General features: G+C 35.3%; 32 protein-coding genes. All 32 read left to right on the top strand.

The genetic code is table 11. The features are described from left to right. The first annotated feature begins 122 nt into the window (after positions 1-122). The 32 genes from rpsL to rplQ all read left to right on the top strand — a co-directional run bounded on the left by rpsL (position 123) and on the right by rplQ (position 17343). Positions 123-506: a 30S ribosomal protein S12 gene (rpsL, locus tag RMR09_RS02575; protein WP_007136570.1), complete on the top strand. Its 384-nt coding sequence runs from the start codon at positions 123-125 to the stop codon at positions 504-506. Between the two features lie 105 nt (positions 507-611). Then, the gene (gene rpsG / locus RMR09_RS02580) at positions 612-1088 is read left to right on the top strand and encodes a 30S ribosomal protein S7 (protein ID WP_310594279.1); all 477 of its coding nucleotides are present in this window, start codon (positions 612-614) and stop codon (positions 1086-1088) included. A 10-nt stretch (positions 1089-1098) separates the two neighbouring features. Then, the gene (gene fusA, locus RMR09_RS02585; protein WP_310594280.1) at positions 1099-3255 is read left to right on the top strand and encodes an elongation factor G; all 2157 of its coding nucleotides are present in this window, start codon (positions 1099-1101) and stop codon (positions 3253-3255) included. Positions 3256-3266: 11 nt separating this feature from the next. Then, positions 3267-3572, top strand: a complete 306-nt coding sequence (gene rpsJ / locus RMR09_RS02590; protein ID WP_007803605.1) for a 30S ribosomal protein S10 — start codon at positions 3267-3269, stop codon at positions 3570-3572. Between the two features lie 157 nt (positions 3573-3729). Beyond that, the gene (gene rplC / locus RMR09_RS02595; protein ID WP_310594281.1) at positions 3730-4347 is read left to right on the top strand and encodes a 50S ribosomal protein L3; all 618 of its coding nucleotides are present in this window, start codon (positions 3730-3732) and stop codon (positions 4345-4347) included. Continuing rightward, positions 4347-4976: a 50S ribosomal protein L4 gene (gene rplD / locus RMR09_RS02600; protein ID WP_310594282.1), complete on the top strand. Its 630-nt coding sequence runs from the start codon at positions 4347-4349 to the stop codon at positions 4974-4976. The genes rplC and rplD overlap by 1 nt, the downstream gene beginning before the upstream one ends. Positions 4977-4984: 8 nt before the next feature. Continuing rightward, the gene (rplW, locus tag RMR09_RS02605) at positions 4985-5275 is read left to right on the top strand and encodes a 50S ribosomal protein L23 (protein ID WP_229318493.1); all 291 of its coding nucleotides are present in this window, start codon (positions 4985-4987) and stop codon (positions 5273-5275) included. A gap of 9 nt (positions 5276-5284) precedes the next feature. Next, positions 5285-6109 carry a 50S ribosomal protein L2 gene (gene rplB / locus RMR09_RS02610; protein WP_059114053.1) on the top strand — a complete coding sequence of 275 codons (825 nt, stop codon included), beginning with the start codon at positions 5285-5287 and terminating at the stop codon, positions 6107-6109. A 6-nt stretch (positions 6110-6115) separates the two neighbouring features. Continuing rightward, positions 6116-6394 (top strand): 30S ribosomal protein S19, encoded by a 279-nt coding sequence (gene rpsS / locus RMR09_RS02615; RefSeq protein ID WP_310594283.1) that lies wholly within the window; start codon positions 6116-6118, stop codon positions 6392-6394. A gap of 6 nt (positions 6395-6400) precedes the next feature. Further along, positions 6401-6811 carry a 50S ribosomal protein L22 gene (gene rplV / locus RMR09_RS02620; RefSeq protein ID WP_264533729.1) on the top strand — a complete coding sequence of 137 codons (411 nt, stop codon included), beginning with the start codon at positions 6401-6403 and terminating at the stop codon, positions 6809-6811. 5 nt (positions 6812-6816) lie between these two features. After that, positions 6817-7572 (top strand): 30S ribosomal protein S3, encoded by a 756-nt coding sequence (gene rpsC, locus RMR09_RS02625; RefSeq protein WP_229318501.1) that lies wholly within the window; start codon positions 6817-6819, stop codon positions 7570-7572. A 19-nt stretch (positions 7573-7591) separates the two neighbouring features. Continuing rightward, positions 7592-8017: a 50S ribosomal protein L16 gene (gene rplP, locus RMR09_RS02630; protein WP_077377761.1), complete on the top strand. Its 426-nt coding sequence runs from the start codon at positions 7592-7594 to the stop codon at positions 8015-8017. A 12-nt stretch (positions 8018-8029) separates the two neighbouring features. Continuing rightward, positions 8030-8221, top strand: coding sequence for a 50S ribosomal protein L29 (rpmC, locus tag RMR09_RS02635; RefSeq protein ID WP_229318503.1), 192 nt, complete (start codon positions 8030-8032; stop codon positions 8219-8221). Positions 8222-8238: 17 nt separating this feature from the next. Further along, entirely contained in the window at positions 8239-8496 is a 258-nt protein-coding gene (gene rpsQ, locus RMR09_RS02640) for a 30S ribosomal protein S17 (protein WP_264533725.1), read from the top strand. A gap of 2 nt (positions 8497-8498) precedes the next feature. Then, a complete protein-coding gene (gene rplN, locus RMR09_RS02645) occupies positions 8499-8867 on the top strand; it encodes a 50S ribosomal protein L14 (protein WP_007803649.1) in 369 nt (122 codons plus the stop codon). A gap of 11 nt (positions 8868-8878) precedes the next feature. Beyond that, complete coding sequence (gene rplX, locus RMR09_RS02650; RefSeq protein ID WP_229318507.1) at positions 8879-9193, top strand: 50S ribosomal protein L24; 315 nt, start codon at positions 8879-8881, stop codon at positions 9191-9193. A gap of 2 nt (positions 9194-9195) precedes the next feature. Next, a complete protein-coding gene (gene rplE / locus RMR09_RS02655) occupies positions 9196-9747 on the top strand; it encodes a 50S ribosomal protein L5 (protein WP_310594284.1) in 552 nt (183 codons plus the stop codon). Between the two features lie 3 nt (positions 9748-9750). Continuing rightward, the gene (rpsN, locus tag RMR09_RS02660) at positions 9751-10020 is read left to right on the top strand and encodes a 30S ribosomal protein S14 (RefSeq protein ID WP_121337687.1); all 270 of its coding nucleotides are present in this window, start codon (positions 9751-9753) and stop codon (positions 10018-10020) included. A gap of 75 nt (positions 10021-10095) precedes the next feature. Beyond that, positions 10096-10494, top strand: a complete 399-nt coding sequence (rpsH, locus tag RMR09_RS02665; RefSeq protein WP_229318508.1) for a 30S ribosomal protein S8 — start codon at positions 10096-10098, stop codon at positions 10492-10494. 18 nt (positions 10495-10512) lie between these two features. After that, entirely contained in the window at positions 10513-11055 is a 543-nt protein-coding gene (gene rplF, locus RMR09_RS02670) for a 50S ribosomal protein L6 (RefSeq protein ID WP_310594285.1), read from the top strand. Between the two features lie 11 nt (positions 11056-11066). Beyond that, positions 11067-11417: a 50S ribosomal protein L18 gene (rplR, locus tag RMR09_RS02675; RefSeq protein WP_229318510.1), complete on the top strand. Its 351-nt coding sequence runs from the start codon at positions 11067-11069 to the stop codon at positions 11415-11417. 6 nt (positions 11418-11423) lie between these two features. Then, positions 11424-11948, top strand: coding sequence for a 30S ribosomal protein S5 (rpsE, locus tag RMR09_RS02680; protein ID WP_024981522.1), 525 nt, complete (start codon positions 11424-11426; stop codon positions 11946-11948). Positions 11949-11962: 14 nt separating this feature from the next. Beyond that, positions 11963-12145, top strand: a complete 183-nt coding sequence (rpmD, locus tag RMR09_RS02685; protein WP_264533718.1) for a 50S ribosomal protein L30 — start codon at positions 11963-11965, stop codon at positions 12143-12145. Between the two features lie 11 nt (positions 12146-12156). After that, the gene (rplO, locus tag RMR09_RS02690) at positions 12157-12609 is read left to right on the top strand and encodes a 50S ribosomal protein L15 (protein ID WP_229318514.1); all 453 of its coding nucleotides are present in this window, start codon (positions 12157-12159) and stop codon (positions 12607-12609) included. 13 nt (positions 12610-12622) lie between these two features. Next, on the top strand, positions 12623-13969 hold the full coding sequence (gene secY, locus RMR09_RS02695) for a preprotein translocase subunit SecY (protein WP_310594286.1): 1347 nt from the start codon (positions 12623-12625) through the stop codon (positions 13967-13969). 3 nt (positions 13970-13972) lie between these two features. After that, positions 13973-14188, top strand: coding sequence for a translation initiation factor IF-1 (gene infA, locus RMR09_RS02700; protein WP_007136545.1), 216 nt, complete (start codon positions 13973-13975; stop codon positions 14186-14188). Between the two features lie 14 nt (positions 14189-14202). After that, positions 14203-14319: a type B 50S ribosomal protein L36 gene (ykgO, locus tag RMR09_RS02705; RefSeq protein ID WP_002987490.1), complete on the top strand. Its 117-nt coding sequence runs from the start codon at positions 14203-14205 to the stop codon at positions 14317-14319. A 2-nt stretch (positions 14320-14321) separates the two neighbouring features. Continuing rightward, positions 14322-14696, top strand: coding sequence for a 30S ribosomal protein S13 (rpsM, locus tag RMR09_RS02710; RefSeq protein WP_296686325.1), 375 nt, complete (start codon positions 14322-14324; stop codon positions 14694-14696). Between the two features lie 8 nt (positions 14697-14704). Further along, positions 14705-15088 (top strand): 30S ribosomal protein S11, encoded by a 384-nt coding sequence (gene rpsK, locus RMR09_RS02715; RefSeq protein ID WP_229316093.1) that lies wholly within the window; start codon positions 14705-14707, stop codon positions 15086-15088. A gap of 92 nt (positions 15089-15180) precedes the next feature. Continuing rightward, complete coding sequence (gene rpsD, locus RMR09_RS02720; RefSeq protein WP_296686329.1) at positions 15181-15786, top strand: 30S ribosomal protein S4; 606 nt, start codon at positions 15181-15183, stop codon at positions 15784-15786. A 21-nt stretch (positions 15787-15807) separates the two neighbouring features. Continuing rightward, positions 15808-16800, top strand: a complete 993-nt coding sequence (locus RMR09_RS02725) for a DNA-directed RNA polymerase subunit alpha (protein ID WP_310594287.1) — start codon at positions 15808-15810, stop codon at positions 16798-16800. 39 nt (positions 16801-16839) lie between these two features. Further along, the gene (gene rplQ, locus RMR09_RS02730) at positions 16840-17343 is read left to right on the top strand and encodes a 50S ribosomal protein L17 (protein WP_310594288.1); all 504 of its coding nucleotides are present in this window, start codon (positions 16840-16842) and stop codon (positions 17341-17343) included. Positions 17344-17450: the final 107 nt, after the last annotated feature.

Raw genomic sequence — 17450 nt, forward strand, 5'->3', positions numbered from 1 at the left:
AGGATTAAATAATTGTATTGAAAATTAATTAATTAAGGTTTGCAGAGTTGAAAATTATTTATACATTTGCAACCCCGTAAAAAGCGGGAATTTAATATAATAAGAAATTTTTAGTATTAATTATGCCAACAATTCAACAATTAGTAAGAACAGGAAGAACTCAGATAACTAAGAAGAGTAAATCGGTTGCTTTAGATTCTTGTCCTCAAAGAAGAGGGGTTTGTACGCGTGTTTACACTACTACACCAAAAAAACCAAACTCTGCAATGCGTAAAGTAGCGCGTGTACGTTTGACAAATGGTAACGAGGTAAATGCTTACATCCCTGGAGAAGGACACAATTTACAAGAGCACTCGATAGTATTAGTTAGGGGTGGAAGGGTAAAAGATTTACCAGGAGTTAGATATCACATCGTTCGTGGTGCGCTTGATACATCAGGTGTAGCGGGAAGAACGCAAAGAAGATCTAAGTACGGTGCTAAACGCCCAAAAGAAGCAAAAAAGTAATTTGAACAAAAAGTTTAGCAGTTTAAATGTTTTAGAGGTTTAGTTATAACTATACCTAATATATGTTATAAACGAAAAAATTTTTATTCTAAAAACAAAAAAGACATGAGAAAAAGAGCGGCAAAGAAAAGACCACTTTTACCAGATCCAAGGTTTAATGACCAATTGGTAACTCGTTTTGTGAATAACTTAATGTGGGACGGTAAGAAATCAACAGCTTTTAAAGTTTTTTATGATGCAATTGATATCATTGAAACTAAAAAGCAAGATGTAGAAAAATCATCATTAGAAATTTGGAAAGATGCGTTAACTAATGTTATGCCTCACGTAGAAGTACGTAGTCGTAGAGTTGGTGGAGCTACATTCCAAATTCCAATGCAAATTAGACCAGACAGAAAAATTTCTATGGCAATGAAGTGGTTAATACTTTATTCAAGAAGAAGAAATGAAAAATCGATGGCTCAACGACTAGCTTCAGAATGTTTAGCTGCGGCTAAAGAAGAAGGAGCTGCTGTTAAGAAAAGAATGGATACTCACAAAATGGCAGAAGCTAACAAAGCATTCTCTCACTTTAGATTTTAATTCATAAGAAATGGCTAGAGATTTAAAATATACAAGAAATATAGGTATTGCTGCTCACATTGATGCTGGTAAAACAACAACAACAGAGCGTATTTTATTCTATACTGGAAAATCACATAAAATTGGTGAAGTACACGATGGTGCTGCAACAATGGACTGGATGGCACAAGAGCAAGAAAGAGGTATTACAATTACTTCTGCTGCAACGACTTGTGAGTGGAATTTTCCAACTGAACAAGGTAAAATTTTACCTGAATCTACAGGTTACCACTTTAATATTATTGATACTCCTGGACACGTTGACTTTACCGTAGAGGTAAATCGTTCGTTACGTGTATTGGATGGTTTGGTTTTCTTATTTAGTGCTGTTGATGGTGTTGAGCCACAATCAGAAACTAACTGGAGATTAGCAGATCAATATAGAGTTCCTCGTATGGGATTCGTAAACAAAATGGACCGTCAAGGTTCTAACTTCCTAAATGTATGTCAACAAGTTAGAGACATGTTAAAATCTAACGCTGTTGCTATTACATTGCCAATCGGTGAAGAAAATGACTTCAAAGGAGTAGTTGACTTGGTTAAAAATCAAGCTATTATTTGGCATGATGCTACGCAAGGAGCTACTTTTGATATTGTTGATATTCCAGCTGATATGGTGGATGATGTTAAGGCATATAGATCTATTCTTATTGAGGCAGTAGCTGATTATGATGAAAATCTATTGGATAAGTATATGGAAGATGAAAACTCTATTACAGAGGAAGAAATCAACACTGCTTTGAGAGCTGCTACTATTGATATGGCTATCATTCCTATGATTGCGGGTTCTTCTTTCAAAAACAAAGGAGTTCAGTTCATGTTAGATGCGGTATGTAAATACTTGCCATCTCCATTGGATAAAGAAGGTATTGAAGGGATTCACCCTGATGATGCTGATTTATTAGAAGAAGATCAAACTAAAATATTACGTCGTCCAGATGTAAAAGAGCCGTTCGCTGCTTTGGCATTTAAAATTGCTACTGACCCTTACGTTGGTCGTTTAGCTTTCTTCCGTGCTTATTCTGGTCGTTTGGATGCAGGTTCTTATATCTTGAACACTCGTTCTGGAAACAAAGAAAGAATTTCTCGTATCTACCAAATGCACGCTAACAAACAAAATCCAATCGAATATATTGAGGCTGGAGATATTGGAGCTGCTGTTGGATTTAAAGATATCAAAACTGGGGATACTATGTGTGATGAAAAACACCCAATTATCCTTGAGTCAATGAAATTCCCTGATCCTGTAATTGGTATCGCTATTGAGCCTAAAACTAAAGCTGACGTTGATAAAATGGGTATGGCTTTGGCTAAATTGGCTGAGGAAGATCCAACGTTTACTGTTAGAACTGATGAAGCTTCAGGTCAAACTATTATCTCGGGTATGGGTGAGTTACACTTGGACATCCTTGTAGATCGTATGAAACGTGAATTCAAAGTAGAAGTAAACCAAGGTGAGCCTCAAGTAGAATACAAAGAAGCGTTTACAAAAGAAGCGCAACACAGAGAGGTGTACAAAAAACAATCTGGAGGTCGTGGTAAATTTGGAGATATCGTTTTCCGTTTAGAGCCTGCAGATGTAGTTGATGGAAAAGCTCCAGTTGGATTGCAATTTGTGAATGAAGTAAAAGGAGGAAACGTTCCTAAAGAATATATTCCTGCTGTTGAGAAAGGTTTCAGAGAAGCTATGAAAACAGGACCATTAGCTGGTTATACTGTAGATAGTTTGAAAGTAACTTTATTAGACGGTTCTTATCACCCTGTGGATTCGGATGCATTGTCATTTGAATTGGCAGCAAGAATGGGTTATAAAGAAGTGGCGAAAGCAGCTGGTGCAGTTATCCTTGAGCCTATTATGAAAATCGAAGTGATTACTCCAGAAGAAAATATGGGGGATATCGTTGGAGATTTGAATAGAAGAAGAGGTCAAGTAAATGACATGGGAGACAGAGCAGGTGCTAAAACTATTAAAGCAAATGTTCCTTTATCTGAAATGTTTGGATATGTAACTACATTGAGAACATTGTCTTCAGGTAGAGCAACTTCTACTATGGAATTTTCACACTACGAACAAACTCCTTCTAATATTTCAGAAGAAGTGATCAAAAAAGCAAAAGGTAACGCTTAATTTTTAAGAAAATGAGTCAAAAAATCAGAATAAAACTAAAATCTTACGATCACATGTTAGTAGACAAGTCTGCTGAGAAGATTGTAAAAACGGTTAAAACTACCGGTGCAGTTGTAACAGGACCAATTCCATTGCCAACTCACAAAAAATTATTCACGGTATTGCGTTCTCCACACGTTAACAAAAAAGCGAGAGAGCAATTTGAAGTTATGTCATACAAGAGATTAATTGACATTTATTCATCTTCATCTAAAACTATTGATGCTTTAATGAAATTAGAATTGCCTAGTGGAGTTGAAGTAGAAATCAAAGTTTAAGTACCTGTATTTTCGAAATAGAAGAGCATTCCGTTTAAGCGAAAACATTTTTTGGAATATCTGCAAATAAGTTATACTTTTGCACCTCATTTTAAAAAATAGGATTCGCTTAAACGTGTGTTCTATATTTATATTTAATAATTAATAATTAATATTTATGTCTGGGTTAATTGGTAGAAAAATCGGCATGACTAGTATTTTTGATGAAAACGGGAAGAATATTCCTTGTACAGTAATCGAAGCTGGACCATGTGTTGTTACCCAAGTCAGAACCAAAGGTGTTGACGGGTACGAAGCGTTGCAACTTGGTTTCGATGACAAAAACGAGAAACATTCCACAAAAGCGGCTGTAGGTCACTTTAAAAAAGCGGGAACTGTTGCTAAGAAAAAAGTCGTTGAATTCCAAAATTTTGCAACTGAACAAAAATTAGGAGATCTTATTGATGTTACTATTTTTGAAGAAGGAGAGTTTGTAGATGTACAAGGTGTATCTAAAGGTAAAGGTTTCCAAGGGGTTGTTAAGCGTCACGGTTTTGGTGGTGTTGGACAAGCTACTCATGGTCAGCACAACCGTTTAAGAGCGCCAGGTTCTGTAGGAGCTTCTTCTTATCCATCTAGAGTATTCAAAGGAATGCGTATGGCTGGAAGAATGGGAGGAGAAAATGTAAAAGTTCAAAACCTTAGAGTTTTAAAAGTAGTGGCTGAAAAGAACCTACTTGTTATTAAAGGATGTGTTCCTGGACATAACAACTCTTATGTAATCATTCAGAAGTAATGGAAGTAAAAGTATTAGATTTCAACGGAAAAGATACTGGAAGAAAAGTTCAACTTTCTGATTCAGTATTCGCAATTGAACCAAATAATCACGCTGTATACCTTGATGTTAAGCAATATCTTGCTAATCAAAGACAAGGGACGCACAAAGCAAAAGAAAGAGCTGAAGTAGCGGGAAGTACACGTAAGATTAAAAAACAAAAAGGAACCGGTACTGCTCGTGCGGGTAGTGCAAAGAATCCATTGTTTAAAGGTGGAGGAACAGTTTTTGGACCTAGACCAAGAAGTTATTCATTCAAATTGAATAAAAACTTGAAACGTTTAGCTAGAAAATCAGCTTTCTCAATCAAAGCAAAAGAGTCAAATATCATCGTTTTAGAAGACTTCAATTTTGAAACTCCAAGCACTAAAAATTTCATTAACGTTTTGAAATCGTTAGGCTTAGAAAACAAAAAATCTTTGTTCGTGTTGGGTGATTCAAATAAAAATGTATATTTGTCGTCACGCAATTTAAAGGCTTCTAACGTAGTAAGTAGCTCAGAATTAAGTACTTACGCCATCTTAAACGCTAATAATCTAGTGCTTTTAGAGGGTTCTTTGGAAGGAATTGAAGATAATTTAAGCAAATAAATAGGAAAATGAGTATTATAATCAGACCTATAGTAACTGAAAAAGTAACCAAAGAAAGTGAAGTTTTAAACCGCTTCGGATTTTTTGTTAACAAAAAAGCAAATAAAGTTGAGATTAAGAAAGCTGTTGAGGCTACTTATGGAGTAACTGTTGTTAGTGTTAACACAATTAACGTAAGACCGGATAGAACTACTAAATACACTAAAAGTGGTTTGATCAGTGGAAAAACAAATGCTGAAAAGAAAGCATTTGTACAAGTAAAAGAAGGAGAATCAATTGATTTTTACAACAATATCTAATAGAGAACAATGTCAGTTAGAAAATTAAAACCTATTACCCCAGGTCAGCGATTTAGAGTTGTGAATGGTTATGACGCCATTACAACTGATAAGCCGGAACGCTCTTTGATAGCGCCGATAAAAAACTCTGGAGGTAGAAATAGTCAAGGAAAGATGACCATGCGTTATACGGGTGGTGGTCACAAGCAGAGATATCGTATTATTGATTTTAAACGTACTAAAGAAGGAATTCCTGCTACGGTTAAGTCAATTGAGTACGATCCAAATCGTACTGCGTTTATCGCTTTATTAGCTTACGCTGATGGAGAGAAAACTTATGTAATTGCTCAAAACGGATTGAAAGTGGGTCAGAAATTAGTTTCTGGACCAGAGTCTCAACCTGAAATTGGAAATACATTACCATTAAGCAGAATTCCTTTAGGAACTGTAATCTCTTGTATTGAGTTAAGACCAGGTCAAGGAGCAGTAATTGCTCGTTCGGCTGGAACTTTTGCTCAATTAATGGCAAGAGATGGAAAATATGCTACAATTAAAATGCCGTCAGGAGAAACAAGATTGATCTTGTTGACTTGTTCAGCTACCATTGGAGCAGTTTCTAATTCTGATCACCAATTAGTTGTATCTGGAAAAGCAGGTAGAACAAGATGGTTAGGAAGAAGACCTAGAACAAGACCTGTTGCAATGAACCCTGTCGATCACCCAATGGGTGGTGGTGAAGGACGTTCTTCTGGTGGACATCCACGTTCAAGAAATGGAATACCAGCTAAAGGTTATAGAACTCGTTCTAAGAAAAACCCGAGTAACAAGTATATCGTAGAACGTAGAAAGAAATAATAAGATATGGCACGTTCATTAAAAAAAGGACCTTTCGTTCATTATAAGTTAGACAAGAAAGTTCAAGAAAACATTGAAAAAGGTAGCAACGGAGTAGTAAAGACTTGGTCTAGAGCTTCGATGATTACTCCAGACTTTGTTGGACAAACAATCGCAGTTCATAACGGTCGTCAGTTTGTACCAGTTTACGTTACAGAAAACATGGTAGGTCACAAATTAGGAGAATTTTCACCAACACGATCTTTTAGAGGTCACGCTGGAGCAAAAAATAAAGGTAAAAAATAAGAAGCAATGGGAGTTCGTAAAAGAGAAACAGCAGACGCAAGAAAAGAGGCTAATAAGTCACTAGCTTTTGCAAAATTGAATAACTGCCCTACTTCACCTAGAAAAATGCGCTTAGTTGCGGACTTGGTAAGAGGTCAGAAAGTGGAAAGAGCACTTAATATATTAAGATTTAGCTCAAAAGAAGCTTCAAGAAAATTAGAGAAACTATTATTATCTGCCATCAATAACTGGGAGCAAAAAAATAGTGAAGGTAATGTAGCTGAAGCAGGCTTATTTGTAAAAGAGATCAGAGTAGATGGTGGAATGATGTTGAAAAGACTTCGTCCAGCTCCACAAGGTCGTGCACACAGAATTAGAAAACGTTCTAACCACGTAACAATCGTGTTAGGAGCTATTAATAACACACAAAGCAATTAATAAAGATGGGACAAAAGACAAATCCAATTGGAAATAGACTTGGTATCATCAGAGGATGGGACTCTAACTGGTATGGTGGAAATGATTACGGTGATAAATTAGCCGAAGATCACAAAATCAGAAAGTATATCCATGCTCGTTTATCAAAAGCTAGTGTATCAAAAGTAATCATCGAGAGAACTTTAAAACTTGTAACCGTTACTATCACTACTGCTAGACCTGGTATCATTATCGGAAAAGGTGGACAAGAGGTAGATAAGTTGAAAGAAGAACTTAAGAAAATTACTGACAAAGAGGTTCAAATTAACATCTTTGAAATCAAAAGACCTGAACTTGATGCTTATTTAGTTGCAACAAGTATCTGTCGTCAAATCGAAAGTCGTATTTCTTACAGACGTGCAATCAAAATGGCTATTGCTGCTTCTATGCGTATGAACGCTGAAGGTATCAAAGTATTGATTTCTGGTCGTTTGAATGGAGCTGAGATGGCGCGTTCAGAAGGTTTCAAAGAAGGTAGAATTCCTCTATCAACTTTCAGAGCCGATATTGATTATGCTTTAGCTGAAGCGCATACTACTTATGGTAGAATGGGTATTAAAGTATGGATCATGAAAGGTGAAGTTTATGGAAAGAGAGATCTTTCTCCACTTGCTGGAATGGACAAAAAACAATCTGGTGCAGGTGGTAAAGGTGGAGATGCTCCTAGAGGCAAATCTAACTTTAATAAAGGTGGAAAACCAGACGCTCGTAAAAGAAAGTAAATTTTTAAACTAAAGAAAAATGTTACAGCCTAAAAGAACAAAATACCGTAAGGTACAGAAAGGTAAAATGAAAGGAAACTCTCAAAGAGGGCATGAACTTTCTAATGGAATGTTTGGTATTAAATCTGTACATGAAGATGGAATGTTCTTAACCTCTCGTCAAATTGAAGCTGCGCGTATTGCTGCAACTCGTTACATGAAGAGAGAAGGACAATTATGGATTAAAATATTTCCAGACAAACCAATCACTAAGAAACCTCTTGAAGTACGTATGGGTAAAGGTAAAGGAGCAGTTGAGTATTGGGCTGCCGTTGTTAAACCCGGAAGAATTATGTTTGAAGTTGGAGGAGTACCTTTGTCAGTTGCAAAAGAGGCGTTACGTCTTGCAGCACAAAAGCTTCCAGTAAAAACTAAATTCGTTATTGCGAGAGATTTCGAAGCATAATCTAATTATATTATGAAACAATCAGAAATAAAAAATCTTTCTGCAGCGGAGTTGCAAGAAAAACTTAGCCAGACTAAGAAAGCTTATGCTAACCTAAAATTGGCTCACGCTATCTCACCAATTGAAAATCCATTACAGATTAGAACTGTAAGAAGAACAATTGCAAGATTAGCGACTGAGCTTACAAAAAGAGAGTTACAATAATTGTAATCTGCTGAAAGATGGAAAAAAGAAATTTAAGAAAAGAGAGAATTGGTGTTGTTACTTCTAACAAAATGGAGAAATCTATTGTTGTAGCTGAAGTACGTAAAGTAAAACACCCATTATACGGTAAGTTCGTGTTGAAAACTAAAAAATACGTTGCACACGACGAAACAAACGACTGTAACATTGGAGATACTGTAAGAATTAGCGAAACGCGTCCTTTGAGTAAATCAAAATGTTGGAGATTAGTTGAAATCATTGAAAGAGCTAAATAATTATGGTACAACAAGAATCAAGACTAAAAGTAGCAGATAACACAGGAGCTAAAGAAGTTTTAACTATCCGTGTTTTAGGAGGTACCAAAAGAAGGTATGCCTCTGTTGGTGACAAGATTGTAGTTTCTATCAAAGATGCAACTCCAAACGGAAACGTTAAAAAAGGAGCTGTTTCAACTGCAGTTGTTGTACGTACCAAAAAAGAAGTGAGAAGAGCCGACGGTTCATACATCAGATTTGATGACAACGCATGTGTGTTATTAAATGCTGCTGGTGAAATGAGAGGAACTCGTGTTTTTGGTCCGGTAGCAAGAGAACTTCGTGAAAAACAATTCATGAAAATTGTATCATTAGCACCAGAAGTGCTTTAATTCGTTTTAAGATGATAAAGCTAAAAATAAAATCAGGAGACGTAGTAAGAGTTATCGCAGGTGACCATAAAGGTGCTGAAGGTAAAGTTTTACGCGTGTACCGTGAGAAAAACAAAGCGATAGTTGAAGGTGTAAACATGGTTTCGAAACATACTAAACCAAGTGCTAAAAACCCTCAAGGTGGTATCGTTAAGAAAGAAGCTTCTATTCAAATTTCAAATATTGCTTTAATTGATCCTAAAACAAAAGGAACAACTAGAGTAGGTATTAGAGTAGAAGGAGATAAGAAAGTGAGATTTTCAAAAAAATCTAATCAAGTACTATAGTGATGGCATATACACCTAGACTAAAAGAAGAATACAAGAACAGAGTAATCTCTGCTCTTAAAGAGGAATTCGGATATACAAACGTAATGCAAGTTCCAAAATTGGAAAAAATCGTTTTGAGCCGTGGAGTTGGTGCAGCTGTATCTGATAAAAAATTAATCGACTATGCAGTTGATGAATTGACAAAGATCACTGGACAAAAAGCAGTTTCTACAATCTCTAAGAAAGACGTTGCGTCTTTTAAATTGAGAAAAGGAATGCCAATTGGAGCAAAAGTAACCCTTCGTGGAGAAAGAATGTATGAGTTTTTAGATAGACTTATTACTTCTGCTTTGCCACGTGTTAGAGATTTTAGTGGTATTAAAGCTACTGGATTCGACGGAAGAGGTAACTATAACCTTGGAGTTTTAGAGCAAATCATTTTTCCTGAAATTGATATTGATAAAGTGAACAAAATTGCTGGTATGGATATCACATTTGTTACTACTGCTCAAACCGATAAGGAAGCAAAATCGTTATTGGCTGAATTAGGATTACCTTTTAAAAAGAATTAAGACATGGCTAAAGAATCAATGAAAGCCCGCGAGGTGAAAAGAGAAAAAACGGTAGCGAAGTATGCTGAGAAAAGAAAAGCTTTGTTAGAAGCTGGAGATTTCGTAGGTTTGCAAAAATTACCAAAAAATGCTTCACCTGTTCGTTTACACAATCGTTGTAAATTGACTGGAAGACCAAGAGGATATATTCGTCAATTTGGTATTTCACGTGTAACATTCCGCGAAATGGCTAACAACGGGTTAATTCCTGGAGTTAAGAAAGCTAGCTGGTAAGAATAAAGAATTATAAATTGGTTTAAGGTTCGATGGCAGAGTGCCATCGAAAACCAAAACCGCAAATTGATACATATGTATACAGATCCAATTGCAGATTACTTGACGCGAGTTCGTAACGCTGTGGCTGCAAACCACAAAGTTGTTGAAATTCCTGCCTCTAATCTAAAAAAAGAGATTACAAAGATCTTATTTGATCAAGGGTATATCTTAAGTTACAAATTTGAGCAGAATACCGTTCAGGGTTCTATCAAAATTGCTTTGAAGTATGATAAAGATACTAAAGAGCCTGTAATCAAAGATATCCAAAGAATTAGTAAACCAGGTTTACGTAAATACGCAGGTGCTTCTAAAATTCCAAGAATCCTTAATGGATTAGGTATTGCGATTGTTTCTACTTCTAAAGGTCTTATGACTGGGAAACAAGCTAAGCAATTGAATGTAGGTGGTGAAGTAATTTGTTACGTATACTAATATTAAAGACTATATAAGATGTCAAGAATAGGTAAAAATCCAATTGTAATTACTGCCGGAGTAACTGTTGAAGTTGCTAATGGTGTTGTTACAGTAAAAGGAAAGAATGGTCAACTTACACAGGAGTTTTCGGACGTTACTGTAAAAGTTGAAGACGGTCAAGTTCTAGTAGAAAGATCGTCTGATCAGAAAGACCAAAGAGCAAAACACGGTTTATACAGATCTTTAATCAATAACATGATTCAAGGTGTATCAACAGGTTTTACTAAAGAATTGGAATTGGTAGGAGTAGGTTATAGAGCTTCAAACCAAGGACAAAAATTAGATTTAGCTCTTGGATATTCACATAATATCATTTTAGAAGTAGCTCCAGAAGTTGTTGTGGAGACTATCTCAGAAAAAGGTAAAAACCCAATTGTGAAATTAACATCATTTGACAAACAACTTTTAGGACAGGTAGCTGCGAAAATCAGAGGTTTCCGTAAGCCTGAGCCATACAAAGGAAAAGGTGTTAAATTCGTAGGTGAAGTATTAAGAAGAAAAGCAGGTAAATCAGCTTAAAAAATAAGATTATGTCATTAACAAAATCTGATAGAAGACAGAGAATTAAATTCAGAATTAGAAAGATTGTTAGCGGTACTGCTGCTAAACCTAGACTTTCTGTGTTTAGAAGTAACAAAGAAATTTACGCTCAATTAATTGACGATGTAAATGGAGTTACTTTATTAGCTGCCTCTTCAAGAGAAAAAGAAATAGGTAAAGGTACAAACGTTGAAGTTGCTGCAGCAGTTGGAAAACTAGTTGGAGAGAAAGCGTTAAAAGCCGGTATTGATGCAGTAACTTTCGATAGAGGAGGTTATTTATATCACGGTCGTATTAAATCATTAGCAGAAGGCGCGAGAGCTGCTGGACTTAAATTCTAATATAGTATGTCTAATAAATACAAAAATATAGAGTTGGTAAAACCTAGTGGTCTTGAATTAAAAGACCGTTTGGTGAGTGTAAATCGTGTTACTAAAGTTACAAAGGGTGGTAGAGCTTTTGGTTTTTCTGCTATTGTAGTTGTAGGTGATGAAAACGGAGTGGTAGGTCATGGATTAGGAAAATCTAAAGACGTTTCTGAAGCAATTGCGAAAGCAGTAGAAGATGCTAAGAAAAATCTTGTGAGAATTCCTTTGAATGGACAATCAGTTCCTCACGAACAAAAAGGTAAATTTGGTGGTGCACGTGTGTTCTTAATTCCAGCCTCTCATGGTACAGGAGTTATTGCTGGTGGAGCTGTTCGTTCAGTTCTTGAATCAGTAGGTATTCACGACGTATTATCTAAATCTCAAGGATCTTCAAATCCTCACAACGTAGTAAAAGCAACTTTTGATGCTTTGTTACAAATGAGAAGTGCTCACACTGTTGCAAAACAAAGAGGAGTATCTTTAGAAAAAGTTTTTAAAGGTTAATATTCAAGGAAATTATGGCTAAATTATTAGTAAAACAAGTTAGAAGCAAAATTAACTGTCCTCTTTCTCAAAAGAGAGGTTTAGAAGCTTTAGGTCTACGTAAAATGGGACAAGTTGTAGAGCATGATTCAAATCCTGCAATCCTTGGTATGATAAATAAAGTTAAACACTTAGTTTCCGTTGAGGAAGTTAAATAACAATTATAGTTATGAATTTAAGTAACTTACAACCTGCTGAAGGTGCTACACACAATCAAAATAAAAGATTAGGTAGAGGAGAAGGTTCTGGTAAAGGTGGTACAGCCGCTAGAGGACATAAAGGAGCTAAATCTCGTTCTGGTTATTCTAAAAAGATTGGTTTTGAAGGAGGTCAAATGCCACTTCAAAGACGTGTACCTAAGTTTGGTTTCACAAACATCAATCGTAAAGAATACGAAGGTGTTAATTTAGATACCCTTCAATTATTAGTTGATAATGGAGTAATTACTGATACTGTTGATATGACAGTATATGTTGCTAATCGTTTGGCTACCAAAAATGAAATCGTTAAGATTTTAGGTAGAGGAGAATTGAAAGCAAAATTAAAAGTAACTGCTCATAAATTTACTGCTACTGCAAAAGCGGCTATTGAAGCTGCTGGTGGTGAAGCAGTAACACTATAATTTTTCAATTAAGATGAAGAAATTTATTGAATCAATAAGTAATGTTTGGAAAATCGAAGAGTTAAAGAATCGTATTCTTTTAACTCTTGGTTTACTTTTAATATATCGTTTTGGAGCACACGTTACGCTTCCAGGGATTGACGCTACACAATTGAGCGGTCTAGCAGGACAAACCAAACAAGGTATTGGTTCTGTATTAGACATGTTTACAGGTGGAGCTTTCTCTAAAGCGTCAGTTTTTGCTTTAGGAATTATGCCTTATATTTCTGCATCTATTGTGGTTCAGTTAATGGGTATTGCAATTCCATATTTGCAAAAGCTTCAAAGTGATGGTGAAAGTGGAAGAAAAAAGATAAATCAAATTACTCGTTGGTTAACAATTGGAATTACTTTACTTCAAGGTCCTACTTACATTTACAATTTATACAGAACATTACCAAGTAATGCCTTTTTATTAGGGTTTAATTCTTTCGAGTTCTTATTTTCTTCAGTAGTTATTTTAACTACAGGTACCATATTTGCTATGTGGTTAGGAGAAAAAATTACTGATAAAGGTATTGGTAATGGTATATCATTGTTAATCATGGTGGGTATTTTGGCTCGTTTACCACAAGCATTTATTCAAGAGTTTACAACTAGAGTTACTAATAATAATGGAGGACCAATGTTATTGGTTATCGAAATTATTGTTTGGTTGTTAGTAATTATCTCTTGTGTATTGTTAGTGATGGCGGTACGTAAAATACCTGTACAGTATGCTCGTCGTACTTCAACTGGAGATTACGAACAAGACGTAATGGGTGGTAATAGACAATGGATTCCTCTTAAGCTAAATGCTGCAGGAGTAATGCCAATTATCTTTGCACAAGCTATTATGTTTATTCCAGCTGCTGTTGCAGGATTATCAAAATCAGATGCATCTCAATCTATTGTTGGTGCTTTTAGTAATATGTTCGGTTTTTGGTATAATTTTGTTTTCGCAACTTTGATTGTTGTGTTTACTTTCTTTTATACTGCTATTACTGTTCCTACTAACAAAATGTCTGATGATTTGAAAAGAAGTGGAGGATTTATTCCGGGTGTAAAACCAGGTGTAGAAACTTCTGATTTTCTTGATAAAGTGATGTCTTTAATTACTTTCCCAGGGTCTTTATTTCTTGCTCTAATCGCTGTGTTCCCAGCAATTGTTGTAAGCATTATGGATGTTCAACAATCTTGGGCAATGTTTTTTGGAGGTACCTCTTTAATTATTATGGTTGGAGTAGCTATCGACACCATACAGCAAATCAATTCATACTTGTTGAATCAACATTATGATGGTTTAATGAAAACTGGTAAAAATAGAAAAGCAGTAGCTTAACTTATGGCAAAACAATCAGCAATAGAACAAGACGGATCCATCATTGAAGCATTATCCAATGCGATGTTCCGTGTAGAGTTAGAAAATGGACATATTGTAATTGCTCATATTTCTGGAAAAATGCGTATGCATTACATCAAATTATTACCTGGTGATAAAGTGAAACTAGAAATGAGTCCTTACGATTTGTCAAAAGCAAGAATTACTTATAGATATTAAAAGATATTTCAACAATGAAAGTAAGAGCATCAGTAAAAAAGAGAAGTGCCGAGTGCATTATCGTACGTAGAAAAGGAAGATTATACGTAATCAACAAAAAGAATCCTAGATTTAAACAAAGACAAGGATAATTATGGCAAGAATAGCAGGGGTAGATATCCCAAAAAACAAGAGAGGTGTTATAGCACTTACCTATATCTTCGGATTAGGAAAAAGTAGAGCAATTGAGATTTTAGAAAAAGCTCAAGTTAGCCAAGATAAAAAAGTTCAAGATTGGAATGATGCTGAGATCGGAGCAATTCGTGAAGCGGTATCTGCTTTCAAAATTGAAGGAGAATTGCGTTCTGAGGTTTCTTTGAACATCAAACGTTTAATGGATATTGGTTGTTATAGAGGTATCCGTCATAGATCTGGTCTTCCATTGAGAGGTCAAAGAACTAAAAACAACTCTAGAACAAGAAAAGGTAAAAGAAAAACTGTTGCTAACAAGAAAAAAGCAACTAAATAATAAGTAATATGGCTAAAGCAACTGCAAAAAAACGTAAAGTTATCGTTGAATCAACGGGAGAAGCTCATATTTCTGCTACTTTTAACAACATCATCATTTCTTTGACTAACAAAAAAGGTGAAGTTATTTCTTGGTCTTCAGCTGGTAAGATGGGTTTCAGAGGTTCTAAAAAGAATACTCCGTACGCAGCTCAAATGGCAGCAGAAGATTGTACTAAAGTAGCTCTTGAAGCTGGACTTAAAAAAGTAAAAGTGTATGTTAAAGGACCAGGAAACGGACGTGAGTCTGCTATCCGTTCTTTGCATAACGGTGGAATTGAAGTTACTGAAATCATTGATGTAACTCCAATGCCTCATAATGGGTGTCGTCCTCCTAAAAGACGTAGAGTTTAATACTCAAAAATAATTATAGTATAACCTAGATAGACTATAGATTATCGAAGGATAAGACCTGAATTCATAATCTCTATCTTAAACAATTTAAAATGGCAAGATATACTGGTCCAAGTACAAGAATCGCTCGTAAATTCGGCGAGGCAATTTTCGGAGACGATAAAGCTTTCGAAAAAAGAAATTACCCACCTGGTCAACACGGGATGGCTAAAAAAAGAGGAAAAAAATCTGAGTATGCTGTCCAATTGATGGAAAAGCAAAAAGCTAAATATTCTTACGGAATTTTAGAAAAACAATTCAGAAATTTATTCGAAAAAGCATCAGCTACTAAAGGTGTTACTGGTGAAGTTTTATTACAATTATGTGAAGCAAGATTAGATAACGTTGTTTTTAGAATGGGTATTGCTCCTTCTAGAAGAGGTGCTCGTCAAATCGTTTCTCACAGACACATCACTGTAAATGGTGAAGTAGTTAATATTCCTTCTTACCACCTTAAACCTGGTGATAAAGTTGCGGTTCGTGAAAAATCTAAATCAATAGAGGCTATCGAACGTTCTTTATCTAATTCAAGTCATGTTTATGAATGGATTACATGGAACAACGATCTTAAAGAAGGAACTTTTGTTTCTGTACCTGCAAGATTGCAAATTCCAGAAAACATTAAAGAACAATTAATCGTAGAGTTGTACAACAAATAATAATTGACTTAGTCGAAATTTATGGCAATATTTAATTTTCAGAAGCCCGATAAAGTTATCATGATCGATTCAACCGATTTTGAAGGTAAATTTGAATTTAGACCTTTAGAACCTGGTTACGGATTGACCGTTGGTAATGCACTTAGAAGAGTTTTGCTTTCAGCATTGGAAGGTTATGCAATTACATCTGTTCGTATAGAAGGTGTAGATCATGAGTTTTCTACTATTTCAGGAGTTGTTGAAGACGTTACCGAAATTATCCTTAATCTTAAACAAGTACGTTTCAAACGTCAAATAGAAGATGTAGATAATGAATCAGTTACTATTTCAGTTTCTGGTAAAGACCAATTAACAGCTGGTGATTTTCAAAAATTCATTTCAGGTTTCCAAGTTTTGAATCCAGAACTTGTTATCTGTAATTTAGATAGTAAAATCAAACTGAATTTCGATTTAACTATCGAAAAAGGTAGAGGATATGTTCCTGCTGAAGAGAACAAAAAACAAAATGCTGCAATTGGAACCATTTTTACAGACTCTATTTTTACTCCGGTAAAAAATGTAAAATATGCTATTGAAAACTTCCGTGTAGAGCAAAAAACAGATTATGAAAAATTAGTTTTTGAAATCAAAACTGATGGTTCAATCAATCCTAAAGATGCTCTTACTGAAGCTGCTAAAGTTTTAATTCACCATTTCATGTTGTTCTCAGACGAAAGAATCACTCTTGAGGCTGACGAAATTGCACAAACAGAATCATACGATGAGGAATCATTACACATGAGACAATTGCTTAAAACTAAGCTTGTTGATATGGATCTTTCTGTTAGAGCTTTAAACTGCTTGAAAGCGGCTGAAGTTGATACACTTGGTGATTTAGTATCGTTCAATAAAAATGACCTAATGAAATTCCGTAATTTCGGTAAAAAATCGTTGACTGAACTTGATGAGTTAGTAGCGGTTAAAAACTTGACCTTCGGAATGGACTTGGCAAAATACAAACTAGATAAAGAATAATCTAATCTCCCACTAGGGTAGGTTACATTTCATAAAGCAATGAGACACGGAAAAAAATTCAATCACTTAAGCAGACAGACTGCACATAGAAAATCTATGTTAGCTAATATGGCTTGTTCTCTAATTGAGCACAAACGTATTAACACTACTGTTGCTAAAGCAAAAGCGCTTAAACAATTCGTTGAGCCATTAATAACAAAATCAAAAGCTGATACGACTCACAATCGTCGTATTGTTTTTTCTTACCTACGTAGCAAATATGCAGTTACTGACTTGTTCAGAGATGTTGCGGCTAAAGTAGGTGATCGTCCAGGAGGATACACACGTATCATTAAAGTTGGAAATCGTTTAGGAGATAATGCTGATATGGCAATGATCGAATTAGTAGATTTTAACGAACTTTACAACGGAGGTAAAAAAGAAGTTAAAAAAGCAAAAAGCCGTCGTGGTGGAAAAGCTAAAAAAGCAGACGAAGTAGAAGCAACTCCTGTTGCAGAAGCTCCAGCTGCTGATGCTGAACCAACAACAGAAGCTGCTGAATAATTATGATTATAATCATTCAATAATAGAAAAGGATAAGCTAATTTTTAGTTTATCCTTTTTTTTTTGAAATTTTTATAACGCACTGAAAAAATCTTCAATCAATTTAT

The organism is Flavobacterium sp. (assembly GCF_031537875.1).
Classification (GTDB): domain Bacteria; phylum Bacteroidota; class Bacteroidia; order Flavobacteriales; family Flavobacteriaceae; genus Flavobacterium.